13 protein-coding genes and 1 pseudogene are annotated in these 15,567 nt (G+C 62.2%); 5 read left to right on the forward strand and 9 right to left on the reverse strand.

Annotated features, from left to right (window positions below; all coding sequences use genetic code 11):
• Positions 1 to 106: 106 nt before the first annotated feature.
• Positions 107 to 2,299, forward strand: a complete 2,193-nt coding sequence (locus tag CHX26_RS01780; protein ID WP_104940902.1) for a TonB-dependent receptor — start codon at positions 107 to 109, stop codon at positions 2,297 to 2,299.
• A gap of 96 nt (positions 2,300 to 2,395) precedes the next feature.
• On the opposite strand, the gene CHX26_RS01785 is transcribed toward CHX26_RS01780, so the two are convergent.
• The 9 genes and pseudogenes from CHX26_RS01785 to CHX26_RS01825 all read right to left on the reverse strand — a co-directional run bounded on the left by CHX26_RS01785 (position 2,396) and on the right by CHX26_RS01825 (position 9,843).
• Entirely contained in the window at positions 2,396 to 3,571 is a 1,176-nt protein-coding gene (locus tag CHX26_RS01785; protein WP_104940903.1) for a saccharopine dehydrogenase family protein, read from the reverse strand.
• A gap of 277 nt (positions 3,572 to 3,848) precedes the next feature.
• On the reverse strand, positions 3,849 to 4,403 hold the full coding sequence (dcd, locus tag CHX26_RS01790; RefSeq protein ID WP_067407156.1) for a dCTP deaminase: 555 nt from the start codon (positions 4,401 to 4,403) through the stop codon (positions 3,849 to 3,851).
• Positions 4,404 to 4,476: 73 nt separating this feature from the next.
• The gene (locus CHX26_RS01795; RefSeq protein WP_104940904.1) at positions 4,477 to 5,334 is read right to left on the reverse strand and encodes a sterol desaturase family protein; all 858 of its coding nucleotides are present in this window, start codon (positions 5,332 to 5,334) and stop codon (positions 4,477 to 4,479) included.
• A gap of 157 nt (positions 5,335 to 5,491) precedes the next feature.
• The gene (locus CHX26_RS01800) at positions 5,492 to 5,860 is read right to left on the reverse strand and encodes a nuclear transport factor 2 family protein (RefSeq protein WP_172449648.1); all 369 of its coding nucleotides are present in this window, start codon (positions 5,858 to 5,860) and stop codon (positions 5,492 to 5,494) included.
• 50 nt (positions 5,861 to 5,910) lie between these two features.
• A complete protein-coding gene (locus CHX26_RS01805; RefSeq protein WP_104940906.1) occupies positions 5,911 to 6,144 on the reverse strand; it encodes a biotin/lipoyl-containing protein in 234 nt (77 codons plus the stop codon).
• A 2-nt stretch (positions 6,145 to 6,146) separates the two neighbouring features.
• A pseudogene (locus CHX26_RS01810) lies at positions 6,147 to 7,135 on the reverse strand (alpha-ketoacid dehydrogenase subunit beta).
• Positions 7,135 to 8,103 (reverse strand): thiamine pyrophosphate-dependent dehydrogenase E1 component subunit alpha, encoded by a 969-nt coding sequence (locus CHX26_RS01815; RefSeq protein ID WP_104940907.1) that lies wholly within the window; start codon positions 8,101 to 8,103, stop codon positions 7,135 to 7,137. Before CHX26_RS01815 ends, CHX26_RS01810 begins: the two are co-directional and overlap by 1 nt.
• Positions 8,104 to 8,199: 96 nt before the next feature.
• Positions 8,200 to 8,964: an SDR family NAD(P)-dependent oxidoreductase gene (locus CHX26_RS01820; protein ID WP_104940908.1), complete on the reverse strand. Its 765-nt coding sequence runs from the start codon at positions 8,962 to 8,964 to the stop codon at positions 8,200 to 8,202.
• Positions 8,965 to 9,405: 441 nt separating this feature from the next.
• Entirely contained in the window at positions 9,406 to 9,843 is a 438-nt protein-coding gene (locus CHX26_RS01825) for a DeoR family transcriptional regulator (protein ID WP_104940909.1), read from the reverse strand.
• 324 nt (positions 9,844 to 10,167) lie between these two features.
• Between CHX26_RS01825 and CHX26_RS01830 the strand changes: the two genes are divergently transcribed.
• From CHX26_RS01830 to CHX26_RS01845, 4 genes are all read left to right on the forward strand, one after another.
• On the forward strand, positions 10,168 to 11,334 hold the full coding sequence (locus CHX26_RS01830) for a tyrosine-type recombinase/integrase (protein ID WP_104940910.1): 1,167 nt from the start codon (positions 10,168 to 10,170) through the stop codon (positions 11,332 to 11,334).
• A gap of 309 nt (positions 11,335 to 11,643) precedes the next feature.
• Positions 11,644 to 12,858 (forward strand): tyrosine-type recombinase/integrase, encoded by a 1,215-nt coding sequence (locus CHX26_RS01835; protein ID WP_233997239.1) that lies wholly within the window; start codon positions 11,644 to 11,646, stop codon positions 12,856 to 12,858.
• Entirely contained in the window at positions 12,849 to 14,981 is a 2,133-nt protein-coding gene (locus tag CHX26_RS01840; protein WP_104940911.1) for a tyrosine-type recombinase/integrase, read from the forward strand. The genes CHX26_RS01835 and CHX26_RS01840 overlap by 10 nt, the downstream gene beginning before the upstream one ends.
• Positions 14,978 to 15,457 (forward strand): DUF6262 family protein, encoded by a 480-nt coding sequence (locus CHX26_RS01845; protein WP_104940912.1) that lies wholly within the window; start codon positions 14,978 to 14,980, stop codon positions 15,455 to 15,457. The genes CHX26_RS01840 and CHX26_RS01845 overlap by 4 nt, the downstream gene beginning before the upstream one ends.
• The last annotated feature ends 110 nt before the right edge of the window (positions 15,458 to 15,567 follow it).

The raw sequence follows: 15,567 nt of genomic DNA on the forward strand, positions 1-15,567 counted from the left end.
TGTCATCGCCATCCGCCAGATTTGCGCTTGCATTCATCGCACAGGACGCTAGGCGCGTGATACGTTATCTCATACATAGCGCGTCAACAGACCAACGGGAACACCCATGATCAACACCACTATCCGCCTCGCATCCTCTCGCTTGGCACTCGCCAGCGCCTTGGGGCTTGTCGTCACGGCTACACCGGCCCTCGCCGAAAACGCCGAAGCTGAAGCCGTCGCACAGCAACCTGCCGCAGGCGCAGCGGTGGAGGATGATCTCCACAACCGTCAGGCCGATGATCAGGGCAATATCATCGTTAGTGCCTCGGGCCTGAAGGAACTGGACGTGCTCGCCGGCACCAGCGTGCTCGAAGTGCGTGAAATTCAGCGCGACGCCGTAACCGGCCAGATCGGGGAACTGCTGACGAAGCTGCCGGGCGTATCGGCCACCAGCTTTGCCCCTGGCTCCTCGCGTCCGGTGCTGCGCGGTCAGCAGGGCGAGCGCGTGCGCGTGCTGGTTGACGGGGTCGGTACGGCGGATGTTTCGAACACCTCTGTCGACCACGCCACTTCCATCGAGCCGATCACCGTGGAACGCATTGAAGTGCTGCGCGGCCCGGCCGTGCTGCTCTATGGTAGCCAGGCAATCGGCGGCGCGGTCAATGTGATCGACAAGCGCATCCCGACGCGGATGCCGGATGAGGACTTTCACTTCGACGGCTTTGCCGGGATCGACAGCGCCACCAATCTGCGGACCGGTGCGGCCAGCCTTGATGTCGGCCTGACCAACAATCTGGTGTTTCATGTCGACGGCTCGTGGCGCAAGACCGGCAATGCCGACATCGGCGGCTTCCAGCTCTCCCCCGAACTGCGCGCCGAACTGCTTGAGGAAGCGGCGGAAAAGGACGCCGACGGCGAGCCGGACGAGGCCGCCGAATTCCGCGAGGCCGCAGGCCAGCGCGGCTTCATTCCCAACAGCGATGTCGAAAGCTGGACAGTCAATGCCGGGCTCGGCCTGATCCTTGGTGAGAGCACCTTCGGAGCATCGATCGGATATTACGACACCAATTACGGGGTCATCAAGCGTCCCGGCCTCAAGCACGAGCACGGCGGTGACGGCGAGGAAGAAGAGGAGAAGGAAGAAGAAAACGTCCGTATCGACCTCCAGCAGTTCCGCGCCGACTTCAAGGGCGATGTCTACCTCGGCGACGGGGCGTTTGAACGGCTCAAGCTGCGGGTCGGATACTCCGACTACACCCACACCGAATTCGAAGGGCCGGGCGAAGTCGGCACGGTGTTCGACAGCACCAGCGTAGAAGCCCGCGCCGAACTGGTGCAGAAGGCAAGCGGGATGCTGCGCGGTTCGACCGGCATTCAGTACCTTCACCGCGATTTCAGCGCCGTGGGCGCCGAAGCCTATGTTCCGCCGAACCTGACCGATCAGCTTGCCATCTTCACGCTGCAGGAATTCGGCACCGGCCCGATCCAGATCGAAGCCGCCGCCCGCGCAGAGTTCACCGATGTCGAGGCGCAGACGCTGGGCATTGCCCGCGATTACGAGACGTTCTCCGGCGCACTGGGCGTGGTCTATCAGGGCATCGACGGCGTACGCATCGGGATCAACGGTTCACGCGCCGAACGTGCGCCCTCGGCCGAGGAGCTGTTCTCGGACGGCCCGCACATCGCCACGCAGGCCTTCGAGATCGGTGATGCCGACCTGCGGACCGAGCGCGCCTGGGGCCTTGAAGCCTATGCCCGCGGCAAGATCGGTGCCGGTACGTTCAACCTTACGGCCTACAAGCAGTGGTTCGACAACTTCATCTTCCTTGAAGAAACCGGTCTGGAAGAAGATGACCTGCCGGTGTTTCAGTATCTCCAGCAAGATGCCGACTTCTGGGGCTTTGAGGCAGAACTCAACTACCCGATCATCGACACCGGCAGCTTCCGCCTGCTGACCGACCTGCGCGCCTCCTATGTCGAGGCCGAACTGGCCGATGGCACCGCCGTTCCGCGCATCCCGCCGCTGAGCCTGCTCGGTGCGCTGGAAGCCCAGACCGATGCCTTCGACGTGCGCGGCGAAGTGCAGTGGTTCGACGATCAGAACCGCGTCACCGGCTTCGAAACCCCGACCGAAAGCTTCACCCTGGTCAACGCGCTGATCGCCTGGCGTCCGCTGGCGGACAACCGCAACGTCACCGTGCAGATCGCGGCCGACAACATCTTCGATGTCAACGGCCGCCGCCATGCGAGCTTCACCCGGGACTTCGTGCCGCTGCTCGGCCGCAACTTCCGCGCGAGCGTGCGCCTGAGCTTCTGAGTCTCTCCGCATCCCGCTTCTGGCGAGGGTCGCAATCAGGGGCAGTCGGCCAGATATGTCTGGTGTCCGGCTGCCCCTTTTTTCATGCCCGCCCGATCAGTCCTCGACCGCAAAGGTCAGTTCGGCGTGTTCTTCCAGCCGCTTGACGAGATCTTCGCCAAGGAAGCTGCCCGGCGTCCCCACCCCGCCCGGCTTGGTGCAAGACAGCAGCGCGATCCCGGTCTCGCTCAGCATCCGGCTGGTCGAGCCATAGCCCGGATCATAGCGGCCCTTGACCCCATATTGCAGGCGCTGGCCATCAGCCATGTCGGCCACGAACACCACGTCATAAAAGCCGTTCTCGCGCTCCTCCTTGGTCGGCCCTTCGCCCGGCTTGGGCGGTTTGGCGCCGAAGGGGTTCTTCATGAACTCCACCGCCGCATTGGCCGCCGCCTTGCCGACATCGCCGGGGCTGGTCAGCATCATCTCGTCATATTGGAAATCGGCGCCATAGGGGTGGCCGAGCAGGAAATTGGTGCGGTGGACATTCTTGGTGTTGATCGGCGCCATCACGAAGGGCGCGGACCACTTGCCGAGATCCTCCTCATAGCTCGGGATCATGCCCGAGGGCTGGTCCGGCCCCTCGAAACCGGGCGTGAGCGCAAAGGGATTGCGCAGCACGTTGATGATCGAGACGTCCTTGGCCGCCGCCTTCATGGTCGCGCCGAGGCTCGCCGCCGTCCCGCCAGAGAACGTCCCCTGCATCGCGCGGACCCGGCCCCGGATGCGCGGAGCGGGCTTGCCGAAGCGTTCGACGCAAGCCTTCTGGGTCATCATCACGCCGAGATCGAAGGGGATGGAATCGAACCCCGACGAGAAACAGATGCGTGCGCCGCTCGCTTCGGCGGCGGCCTGATGCTCGGCGATCTTGGCCGCCATCCATGCCGGTTCGCCGCACAGGTCGGCATAGTCAGTGCCGGTCTTGACGCAGGCCGCCACCAGCTTGTCGCCATAAAGCTGATACGGGCCGACGGTGGTGAGGACGACCTTGGTCCGCGCGCACATCGCTTCAAGGTCGGCATCGTCATCGGCATTGGCGACCACCAGCGGGGTGGAAGCGGGCGCGCCGATCAGGTCGCGGACCTCCTCCAGCTTGGCAAGGCTGCGGCCCGCCATCGCCCATTTGGGGCCGTCATCGCGGCTGCCATAGTGGCTGGCGAGATATTCTGCGACGAGGCGGCCGGTGTAGCCGGTGGCGCCGTAAACGATGATGTCGAATTCGCGGGTGCTCATGCTGGTTCTCCCTTGGCTTGGGTCATGCCATGCAATCACGCGGCGCAGGTGTCAAAGGCGATGCGGCGCGGGAGCGGATCACTTGACAAACTTGACACCCTGTCAAGTTCGCCCCCGCAAGGAAAACGCAAGAAATACCGGCGTTTGCGAGACAATCGCGGCGCTTGACGGACAGGGGTCAGGGGCCTGTCTTGCTGGTCGGTGGCTGTTTTGGGGCGCATGGCAGCGAAGCTAGCCTCGGCCAAGTGCAGTAGGAAAGCGCGCTAAAGCCGCGGCCCTAGAGTCTGGGAAGCGTCACCCCGCGCTGGCCCATGTATTTGCCCGCGCGGTCCTTGTAGCTCGTCTCGCAGCGTTCATTGCCCTTGAGGAACAGGAACTGGCACGCGCCTTCATTGGCATAGATCTTGGCGGGCAAGGGCGTGGTGTTCGAGAATTCCAGCGTCACATGGCCTTCCCAACCCGGCTCCAGCGGGGTGACATTCACGATGATCCCGCAGCGCGCATAGGTGCTCTTGCCCAGACAGATCACCAGCACATCTTCCGGCACGCGGAAATATTCGACCGTGCGGGCCAGCGCGAAGGAATTGGGCGGGATGATGCAGACATCGGTCTCGCGGTCGACGAAGCTCTTGGGATCGAACTGCTTGGGATCGACCACCGAAGAATCGACATTGGTGAAGATCTTGAACTCCGGCGCCACGCGCGCGTCATAGCCGTAGGACGACAGGCCATAGGAGATCACCCCGTCGCGCCGCTGGGCCTCGACGAAAGGCTCGATCATGCCGTGTTCGAGCGCCTGAGCGCGGATCCATTTGTCGGAGAGAATCGCCATGCGCCTGTGATTCCCCATGGGAACAGGCCCAGCAAGAGGCGGGGCGGAATTATCCCGATGAGTCTGCCAAGGTTCAGCCCTGCGCGCGCTTATCCAGCCACGGGCGCAGCGGGAACAGCCATTGTTCCTTGATCGACAGGCGCCGGCGATCATCCTGCCCCACCACTTCGCTCTCCCCCTCCTTGTAGGTGCCGAACACGCGGTCCCAGAAGATCACGCTGTTGCCGTAATTGCAGCGCGTATCCTCATAGGAAAGCGCGGTGTGGTGGAGCGAATGGTTGCGGATGGTGGTGAAGAAGAACCCGAACCAGATCGGCGGATTGGCCCGGACATTGGCGTGGGCATAGGCTGCAATCGCACCCGAGGCCGTGATCGCGGCGAACAGCGCGTTGAGATCGACATCGAGCAGCGCAATAACGCCAAGGCTGATCAGGAACAATTCGATCGGATTGCCGATGAAACCCTTCATCGCGTTGAGCTGCGTGATGTGGTGATGCGGCGCGTGAGTCAGCCACAGCGGGTACCAGTTGTGCATCGCGCGGTGCATCCAGTACTGGCCGAATTCGAAGGTGAACATCACCACCAGCACCTGCACCAGGAACGGGCTGTCGGCGAGCCAGGGGGTGGCAATGCCGAGCGTCTCCTTCAGGTCGCGCATCGGGCCATTGACGAGCGTTTCGCTGAGGAACCCGATCACGCCGTAACCGAAGGCGACATAGAACACGTCTGTCGCCAGTTCGCGGCCATTGATGCGCCAGCCTTCATGGCGTTCGAACACCAGTTCGAGCAATTGGACGAAGGCGAGCGTGCCGAGCCCGACAGCGATGATTGCCCAGCCGCCCTCCACCCACGCAGCAGGCGCAAAGGCCCAGAAAGCCCAGATCGCCGCGACAGTCGCGGGCGGGAGCAGGTTGATGAGCGACTGTTTCACCGGATCGTCCCCTGATTGCCTTACGCATTAGGGCTGCGTCCCTGACAGGGAGAATACGCCATTGTGCGTAACAGGTCGAGAGGAGGGGGTGTCGGCCATTGCCTGCAAAGGGCCAGATGCCGCCATTCGGGGGCCGCCCCCAATCCAGCCTTCGGCGTTACGCGCGGGCGGCGACTTCCGCGGCGTCGAAGTAGTGGATGCGAAGCTCTCTGAGCAGCCCGTCCTCGAAGCACCCGGCCTCGCAGATCGTCTGGGTGAAGGGCGCGGAGCCGTCCTTCGGGTGCATGGTGAGGCGGATCACCATCACCGCGTGAGTTTCGCCCCCGGTGCAATCGAGCATTTCCAGCTTCGTATCGGCCCATGTGCCATACATGGCGGCGGCGCAGCGTTGCAGCGCGTCCTTGCCCCGCCACTCGCCCGCAAAGGGGAGCGAATTGGCTTCGTAGAGCACGAAATCGGGATGGATCAGTGCCTCGACCGCTGCCCAGTCGCGGGTGCCGGCGGTGGCATAGACCTTGGCCAGCATTTCACGGGGACTGAGTCCTTGTTGCCCTACCGCTTCGCTACTTGAGGGCATTATTCCTCGATCGTCCCGATCAGATCGCCGACCTTGTAGACCGCGCCTTCCTCGCCGGTCGGGTGGATGATCCCGCTGGCCTGGGCTTCGATCTCGGTGGTGCTCTTGTCGGTCTCGACGGTGTAGATGATCTCGCCCTTTTCCACGCGCTCGCCATCGCCGAACATCCATTCGACGAGGGTCATTTCGACCGCGCTCATGCCGAGCTTGGGGATGCGGATTTCGGTGGCCATTGTCAGAGCTTACCCATCGCAAGTTTGATCTGTTCGACAATCTGCGGCTTGGTCGGAATCCACGCCTGTTCGAGATGCGAGGCGAAGGGCACCGCCGAGAACGTCCCGCCGATGCGCCGGACGGGGCCTTTGAGGTCGTCCCAGCACTTTTCCTGGATGTTCGCAGCCAGTTCCGCGCCGGTGCCGAAGGGGCGCACGGCTTCGTGCAGGGTCAGCGCGCGGCCGGTCTTGCGCACGCTCGCCAGCACGGTCGCCTCGTCGTAAGGGGCGATGGTTCTGAGGTCGACGACCTCGACACTGATCCCTTCCTTGGCGAGTTCGTTCGCCACGTCGAGTGCATCGAGCACGGTGCGGCCATAGGTAATGATCGAGATATCGCTGCCCTCGCGCGCAATCGCCGCCTTGCCGAGAGGGACGCGGTAACCCGGGCCGGGATCTTCGGCCTTGAGGCCGTAGCACAGGATGTTCTCGATGAAGATCACCGGGTCATTGGCATCGATGCTCGCCCGCATCAGCCCGCGCGCGTCGGCGGGGTTTGAGGGGGTGACGACATGGATGCCCGCGACGTGGGCAAACCACGCTTCGAGCATATCCGAGTGCTGACCGCCGAAGCCGACGCCGACGCCGGTGGTGGTGCGGATCACGATCGGGCACGGGGTCTGCCCGCCCGACATGAAGCGCAGCTTGGCGGCGTGGTTGACGATCTGGTCCATGCACACGCCGACGAAGTTCATCAGCATGATCTCGGCAATCGGCCGCTGTCCCGCCAGCGCCGCGCGCCCACCGCCGCACCGATGATCGCGGTTTCGCTGATGGGCGTCGCGCGGATGCGGTGTTCGCCATATTTCTCGGTGAGGCCCGAGGTGACCTTGAACACCCCGCCGCCCTGCTTGGCGGAAACGTCCTCGCCAAGGCAGAACACGCCCGGATCGTCGGCCATCGCCTCGTCGATCGCGAGGTTCAGCGCCTGGGTCATGGTGATCTGGGCCATCAGGCGGTCTCCTCCAGCACGTCCTTGTAGATTTCATCGGTATCCGGCAGCGGCGCGGCCAGAGCATGTTCGACCGCAGCATTGATCTGCGCGTCGATATCGGCAACGATGGCGTCCAGTTCCTCCTCGGTGAACTGGTGCTCCAGCATCACCTTGCGCAGCTTGGGCAGCGGGTCTTCGGCCTTCATCTCGGCGATGTGCTCGGGCGGCATGTAGCTGAAGTCGCTGCCGAAGAAGTGGCCCATCATACGGTAGCACATGGCTTCGACCAGCGTCGGGCCTTCGCCGCGCCGCGCCCGGTCGACCGCTTCCTTCACCGCGGGGTAGATCTGGTGGACATCATTCCCGTCCACCGTCACCCCCGGCATCCCGTAGCCTGCCGCACGGCTGGCGATATTGGGGCTGTCGGTGTGATCGGCGTAAGCCGTGTGTTCGCCGTAGCGGTTGTTCTGGCACAGGAACACGACCGGCAGCTTGTAGAGCTGGGCCATGTTCATCGCTTCGTGGAAGCCGCCGATATTGGCCGCCCCGTCACCAAAGCTCACCAGCGTCACGCGCCCGTCGCCGTTGTTCTGGCTCGCCATGGCAAGGCCGTTGGCGATGGGGAGGCCCGATCCGACCACGCCGGTCGTCACCATGATGCCGGTTTCCGGATCGGTGATGTGCATGGTGCCACCCTTGCCCTTGCAGGTGCCGGTCGCCTTGCCGAGGCATTCGCCCCACCACTTTTCCATCGGGATGCCCTTGGCGGTCTGCTCGCCCTGCCCGCGATAGGTGCAGACGACGTAATCGTCCTGTTCCAGCGCCGCCATCGCCGCCGCCGAGACCAGCTCCTGCCCGCGCACGCAGTAATACATCACCGCCACCTTGCCGCCCATCAGCAGTTCGCGGAACTTCTCGTCGGTGCGGTTCACCTTCATCGTGCGGGTGTAGATGTCGAGCAGCTTATCGCGGTCGATTTGCGCCATGTGTGTCACCTCAAAAATTGCCGTTCGTGTCGAGCGAAGTCGAGACACCTCGCGCCAAGCCCCTCGACTACGCTCGAGGCGAACGGAGGTTTGCTCTTAAAATTGGACGCGCTGGGTGAACCCGCCATCCACCACCAGATTCGCGCCGGTCATGTAAGGCACCGCCGGGCTCGCCACGAAGACGATTGCCTTGGCGACCTCGACCGGCTCGCCGAAGCGGCCCGTGGGCATCTTGGCGAGGGTCGCGTCGAACAGCGGCTTCATGTGCTCCTCGATCACTTCCCAGTTGCCGCCCTTGTAATAGATCGCGCCGGGGCTGACGGTGTTCACCCGGATGCCCTTGGGCGCCAAGGCCTGCGAAAGCTGCGAGGCATAGGTGATCAGCGCCGCCTTGATCGCGTTGAAGGGGTTGGGGGCGATGAAGGTTTCGAGCGCGGCGGTGGAGGACAGCATCACGATCGATCCGGTGCCTGAGGCTTCGAGATAGGGCGTCAGCGTCTCGACCGCAAAAGCCGCGCCTTTCAGGTCCATGTCGAGGCACGCCTGCCAGTCCCCCGCCCCGCCGGTGCCGGACGCGCTGGCAGTGTGGACGAAGATATCGCATCCGCCGAGTTCCGCGACGGCCTTTTCCAGCCACGCCTGATAGGCTTCAGTGCCGCTCGCCATGTCGAAGACTTCGGCAAAGACCTTGCCGGGACCTGCGGCATCGATCTCGGCCTTGGCGGCTTCGATCTTGTCTTCCTTGCGGGAGAAGAAGGCGACATCCGCGCCCTCGGCGGCGAAGAGCTTCAGCGATTGGAGGCCAAGGCCATGCGCCCCGCCGTTCATGATGACTTTCTTGCCCTTCAATCCCAGATCCATAGCGCCTCTCCCCGGCTTTTGGTTGTGGGGAGAGGGGATAGCCCAGCAGGGCCGAGGGGCGTATCGTCAATTTTGTTGGGATCAGGCCACGTCGCGCGGCCATCGCTCCGCGCGCCCGGCGCAAGCGTGGTTGCGTTTCAACGGCTGCCCAGGGAGGTTCTGAGCCGCCGCTGGCCCGCCAATTTCCTGTTCTGCGAGAGGGATGCAAAGATCCCTGTCGCGATCAGGCCGTGCGCATCACAGACAGTCCGTCCCGAACATGACAGGCCTGTCCCACAATCGCATCAGCAAGGGCCAGCGGCGGCTACTCGATCGTCCTTTTTATGTTTTTCATGCGTCCCGAAGGAACGAAGCGAGCGTCCAGCGCCAGCTCATATCAAATCGTTTGCAATGCCGACAATCCGCAATACCCAATTTGGGCAAATTTTCCACCAAGGATCGTCAACCGGGCAGGCTATCCCGGACGGCAATCAGCGCATCGAACTTGCGGACGAGATAGTTGCGTATTTCCAGGGTGTAGTCGTCGTCGCCGGTCTGGGCGGGGAAATAGACGCCGCCCTTGCCGCGCTTGAGCAAGCCCCGACCGACCAGCTCGGCCACCCGGCGGCGCGTGGTTTCACGGCTCAGGCCAAGGCGGGTGTGGATGAACTTGACGCTGACCGGGGGGCGCTCGATATCCGGGAACACCTGCTTCTCGCCCCCGAACTGACGGGCGACATAGGGATCCTTTCTGATCTCCCGGGTGGATTCGGCGGCAACCAGGCAGATGATCGCAAGGTCGGTTGGGTCGAGATCGAGCTTGGCGGTCGCAAAGCAGGTGAAATCGCTGAGCAGTTCGATGATGAAGGAGGAGATGTAACGTGTGGCCTCGCCTGCCATGAGCCAGCCCCTTCATTCGGTCTTCGTTCGAACCGGCCATCGGCGGCCAGCCCGCCACACGAATGCAGCCGATCAACAGCGCATCACCGGCATATTATGAAGGAAGGACACCCCATCGGGCAAGTGTCTGGAGGTCTGGTGCTGCTGGGGAGGATTGAACTCCCGACCTCACCCTTACCAAGGGCGGGTTTCCGGACTTATGGGGAGGCGTGGGGACAAATAAGTCGATGATAAATGGTAATTTCATGTCCGCAGTTGTCCCTATGCCCCCGCTATTGTATTCCGTACTCATTCCGTACGGAATGCGATGAAGGAAAAAGGCACGTGGCACGCGATCTTAGCAGAGTGAAGGAACGTGACGGTCTGAAGGCCCAGCGGGAGCCCTACTGGCAACGGCTGCGCGCAGGATGCTTCATCGGTTTCCGGCCATCCAAAAAGAGCGGCGCTGGCACTTGGATTGCCCGCGTGTACGATGAGGACGTCCGTAAGTACCGCATGAAGGCGCTCGGCGACTTCGGCGCGGTGGCCCCAAATGAGCGTTTTGCACTGGCGAAGAAAGAGGCCGAAGCCTTCGCCGATCTGGTCGAGGCAGGCGGAGAGGTGCGCCGCGAAATCGAGACGGTCAAAGACGCGTGCGAGGATTACCTCACCGAGAAGCCCGGCAAGATCGCCGAAGGCGTTTTTCGGCGGCACATCTATGATGATCCCCTCGCCGGGGTGCGGCTCGACAAGCTGCGGAGGCACCACCTCAAGGCATGGCGGAAGCGCCTCGAAGATGCCCCAGCGATTGTGTCCCGCCCGAAAGATGGTCAGGCGCGCACCCGCAAGCGCTCTGCATCGACCGTGAATCGGGATATGGCGGTATTGCGAGCGGCGCTAGGCCGATTGCTCGCACCGGGCGCGCCGCGCAGCGAAGCCGCATGGCAAGAAGCACTGCGCGCTGTGAAGGATGCTGATGGTCGGCGAGATTTGTATCTCGACCGGACGCAGCGCCGAAAGCTGCTCGATAACATAGACGACGAGGCCAAGCCCTTTGTGCGAGCTCTCTGCCTCTTGCCATTGCGCCCCGGAGCCATGGCCGCGTTGACGGTGCGGGACTTTGACAAGCGTACTTCGGAACTGACAATCGCGAAAGACAAGAACGGGAAACCCCGACGCATTCAGATCCCGCCAGAGGCAGCGCGGCTATTCAGCGCGCAGGCGAAAGGGAAGCTGCCAGCCGCCCCCCTATTTATGCGGTCGAACGGGAAGCCATGGGATCGGAATAGTTGGAAACTTCCCATATCGGCGGCCGTCAAAGTTGCAGGCCTCCCGGCTGGTACGTCGGCCTACACGCTGCGGCATTCGGGCATTACCGACCTTATCCGGCTTGGCCTCCCCATCCTGACAACCGCACAGATAAGTGGGACAAGCGTGGCGATGATTGAAAAGCACTATGGCCATTTGGGGGAAAAGTCCGCGGTTAAGGCGTTGGGAGGGCTAACGCTGTGAAAGACGTTGTCCCACCCCATGGGAAATCGTGAGGCTTTGATATAAGTGATCGAGCGGCAAATTGACTTATCCAATGGGTAAGCGCGTTCTCGCGCAATGCGCGAAGGCAAGCCGCCCGGGCTGCAAAACGCCACAGGTGTGACACCTCCAATTAGCAGAAGGATGTCATTTCTATTTAGCGCCTACAATACGTCAGTTTGATAACATACATTATGTTAATAGCAACACCACAACTGTCCATGTACATTGTGTCCAGTGTGATGCTAAAACGCTTGCGGTCGCGGGGGTCTTTCAACAGTATCAGCGACCGTGTCCACTTCGTTCGCCACGACGCCCTGGCAGGCTGCGCGCATCGAAATGCCCGGCGGTCGCCGGTCGTGGACGGTATTGGATGATGATGGCGACGTCGTCGAGTGCCTTCGTCGCTGGATCGTCCATCTCGAGCAGACCCATGCGTCGCCGAACACGATCCGCGCTTATGTTCGCCATGTCGTCGACTTCGCGAACTTCCTTGGTGCCAATGGCGCCGAAATCCATGAAGCCACGGTCGCGCTGTACGATGGCTTCCTTGCATGGCGGCTTGCCCACCGAAAGCATGCACTGCCAAGCCCTCGGCTGATCCTGCTGCGGCAGCTGGAAACGCGGGTTCTGGCGCCATCGACGCGCAACCAGATCCAGCTGTCGATCAAATCGTTCTATCGCTTCTATAACGGCACCGACGACTTCGCGGTCGATACGGCCGAGGTCACGAAAGCCTATGACGGACACCAAATCTACAAGCCGTTCCTCGAGCATATCAGCCAGCGTCGCACGACGCGGCGCAAGGACCGCTATCTGTCGGGCGATCCCGGCCGGGTTCAGCAGCAGGTGCTCAAAAGGCGGCTGACACCTAGCGAGGTCCTGCGACTGATCGATGCGTGCGGGCTTGCGCGCGACGCGTTCCTGATCGTGCTGCTCTACAATACCGGTCTCAGAATCGGCGAAGCGCTGGGCCTGCGGCATGTCGACATCGATCTTGCCGAAAAGGTTGTCTGGGTCGTTCCGCGCGAAGACAATGCCAACGGCGCCCGTGCGAAATCCGGGCGGACACGCGGCGTGCCAGTCCACGACTACGTGCTCAACATGTACGTCGATTACCTCACCAGCGACGAATATCTGCCGGCCTTCGAATCCGGTGCCGAGTACGTCTTCGCCAATGTGAAAGGCGGCGTCATCGGGCACGCCATGAGCCTTTCCTACTCACAGAAGCTCGCGTGCTTGCTGGAGCAGCGCACCCATATCGACTTCAGCTGGCACATGTTCCGCCACAGCCATGCATCTGAGGCGATCGCAGCGGGATACAGCCTGCTCGAAGTGGCCGACCGGCTCGGGCATGCGAGCCCGCAAACAACGGCAGCGTTCTACCAGCACCTGTTCGCCTCAGAAATCCGCAAGCTTTACCTCAAGGGGCCCGACGAGGTGCATGAAAGACTTGAGAAACTTCGCGAAGCTGAGCTGCTCGGAAAGGATCTGCGATGGGCCTGACGCCGCTGGCACTTGTCGGCGGCACGCCGCACGATACCGATCGCTACAACAATTGGCTCGAGGCGCGCCTCGCGGAGATATCTCCCCTTCTCGTCGCCAATTCCGTTTGGTCGGACGCCATGATGGGTGAGGTGTTCGGGCATTCTTGGTTGAGCCAGACATACGCAAGCATGCTGCTTCAAGCCGCGGTTCCGGTACTCACCAACGAGATAAAAGCTTACCTGACGGCGTCTGTCCTCGACGATCGTAAGGCGGATGCTCACTGGTTCCAGCGCCGGATCCCCGTGATCCGCTATCTGGTTGAGGAAGGAGCAGATCTGCTTCAGCATTTTAGCGCGGGTTGTCTCGCCGACATCCCTCACCCTGGCTTTGCGCGATCAGATGACAAGGGCACGCGCCATTCGAACTCCCATAACGATGTAGTCCTGGAGCGATACGCCGCCTGGTATGGTTCGAACTATGGAAAGCGCAGGCAAAGCCAGACCCGCCAGTGGATCCGGGGCGACGAAGTCGTCACCGGCGAGTTCCGATCACCGGAAGTACAGCTGTTCGGCGATATCCATCGCTTCGCGATCATCAACCGTGCGCAGATGGCGCCGATGCCGGAACGCGACATCATCCTGCTCAACGATCTTTACAGCGAAGAGGACACCCGCTTCCGCGACAGGCAGCGCCGAAGCGACACATATCTGAACTTCCACTGCTTTGAGCCTTGGCTCCGCCCTTTGATGCGCGGCTTCCTTCTGGACAAGGTCGCGCACGGCGAACTTGCGCCGGGGACCCTTGTAAAAATGCCAGTCCGCTTGCGGCTCTTCGCGCAGTTCCTGCACATCGAGGGCATTGCCCAGCCCACGCAGGTTAATGAAGCGACGATGGAGCGTTACCTCGCATGGGGAAATGCACGCAATACCGCCGGCAAGAACTGGTACACCGACATCGTCCAACTCCTGCGCGCGGCGCCAGTCCTGCTACCCGGGCAATGGCCTCGGATCGCCCTCGACAAGCGTGCGGCACGGCGGATCCGCTACAAGCAGGCCCCGGATGACCCGCGCAACCGGCTTTACGCGTCGCGCGAGGGCGCCAATCGGGCGGCGCCCTCAGAAGCACTGGCCGCGATGGCAGCAAAGCTCGACGAACTGCCAGCGCCCATCCCCGCGATCTTTATGATCGGCATCACCACCGGTGCGCGGGCAGAAGACCTGCATGCCCTGCTCTTCGACTGCCTGCGGCCCGATCCGCACGACAAGCGCTTCATGCTGTTCACGTTCTGGCAGAACAAGGTCAGTCGCTGGAACACTAAGCCTTTACTGGCGACCGATCCCGCGCACCGGGCCATGATAGAGTTGATCGAAGCTCAGCAGAATGGCGTCCGGCAGCGCTATGGTCGGACCACAAAATACCTATTTCCCGCCTTCCACGGCAAACGGGAATCGTTCCTCAGCTACAACTGGACCCTACAGGAACTGAGGATGCTGTGCCTCAGGCACGGGATCGTCGATGGGGAAGGCAAGCCGTTCGACTTCTCCTGGCATCCGCTGCGCCACCATCGCGGGACGCAGATGGCGGCCGAAGGCCACGACATCTTGAGCATCATGTTCGAGCTCGGCCATGCTTCACCCGATATGGCGTCGATGTACGTCAACAAGCGCCTGGAAATCAAAAAGAACGCCTTGCTCCGCAAAGGCGGCGGCCAGTTCTTCACGATCGCGGGCAAGGTGGATGAGGCCGTCGGCGATCTTCTGCTGCGCAAGGAAACCATGCTGGCCACCCGCGTCTGCGGCGGGGCCTGTACGCTTCCTGGCCAGCTTGGTGAATGGTGCGAGCACGCCCACGCCTGCCTGACCTGCCGATTCTTCCGTGCAGATGGCGATGACCTCGAGCACTTCCGCTGCGAGCGGGCCGGGCTATACGCCGCGATCGAAGGTCTTGAGCAGGAAGCGCAGAACTACGAGGAAGGCGGACAGGCCCGCATGGCTGACATCACGCGCAAGCGCCTGCAACGCAACAAGGATGCGGTCCACAACACCGACACCATCATCCGTTCCATCGAGGAGCACGGCCTCTACAAGGGTGAAAAGCAACGCTACAGGCCGGCCGCTGCTCGGGAGGAAGCAACGTCATGACCTTGGGACCGGATCTGCGGATCGCAACACTCAACGACGCCCGCAGCCGTCGTAGCGCTGAAAAGCGCGCCGCGGTCGAGGACGCAATCATGCGTTTACGCGAAACCAGGCAGGCCGTGACGTTCGTCTCAGTGGCCCGTGAGGCGAAGGTCAGTCGCCAGTACCTCTACAACAACTTCGCCGATGAGATCGGCGAGGAACGCGCCGAAACCCGTGCGGAAACCCAGGTAATCGACGGCAAGAAGGTCCCGCTGCGAACGCCCGAGGAACACCGCCACATCGAAGCGGCACTCCGCAACAAGATCGAGCGACTTGAAACCGAGATCCGGGATGCGCGTGCCGAAAGGGCCAAGGCGGACCGAACAGCGGAACGTGAGCGCGGAAAGGCTGAGCACTGGCGTCAGCTTTACACGGCTGTCTTGGCGCGCGTGTCAGGTGAGCAAGGCCCCGAGAAGCTCCCCTCCCCTGAAGACTGAAGCACTGCGGTGTGATCAGGTTACGATCAAGGGAGTCGGAAGTGAGCCGCCTACGGCGTCTTGCACTTCCAACTCCCTTGATCGTCCAAATTATGAGCGAAACACAATGG

The sequence above is a fragment of the Porphyrobacter sp. HT-58-2 genome, assembly GCF_002952215.1.
Taxonomy (GTDB): Bacteria; Pseudomonadota; Alphaproteobacteria; order Sphingomonadales; family Sphingomonadaceae; genus Erythrobacter.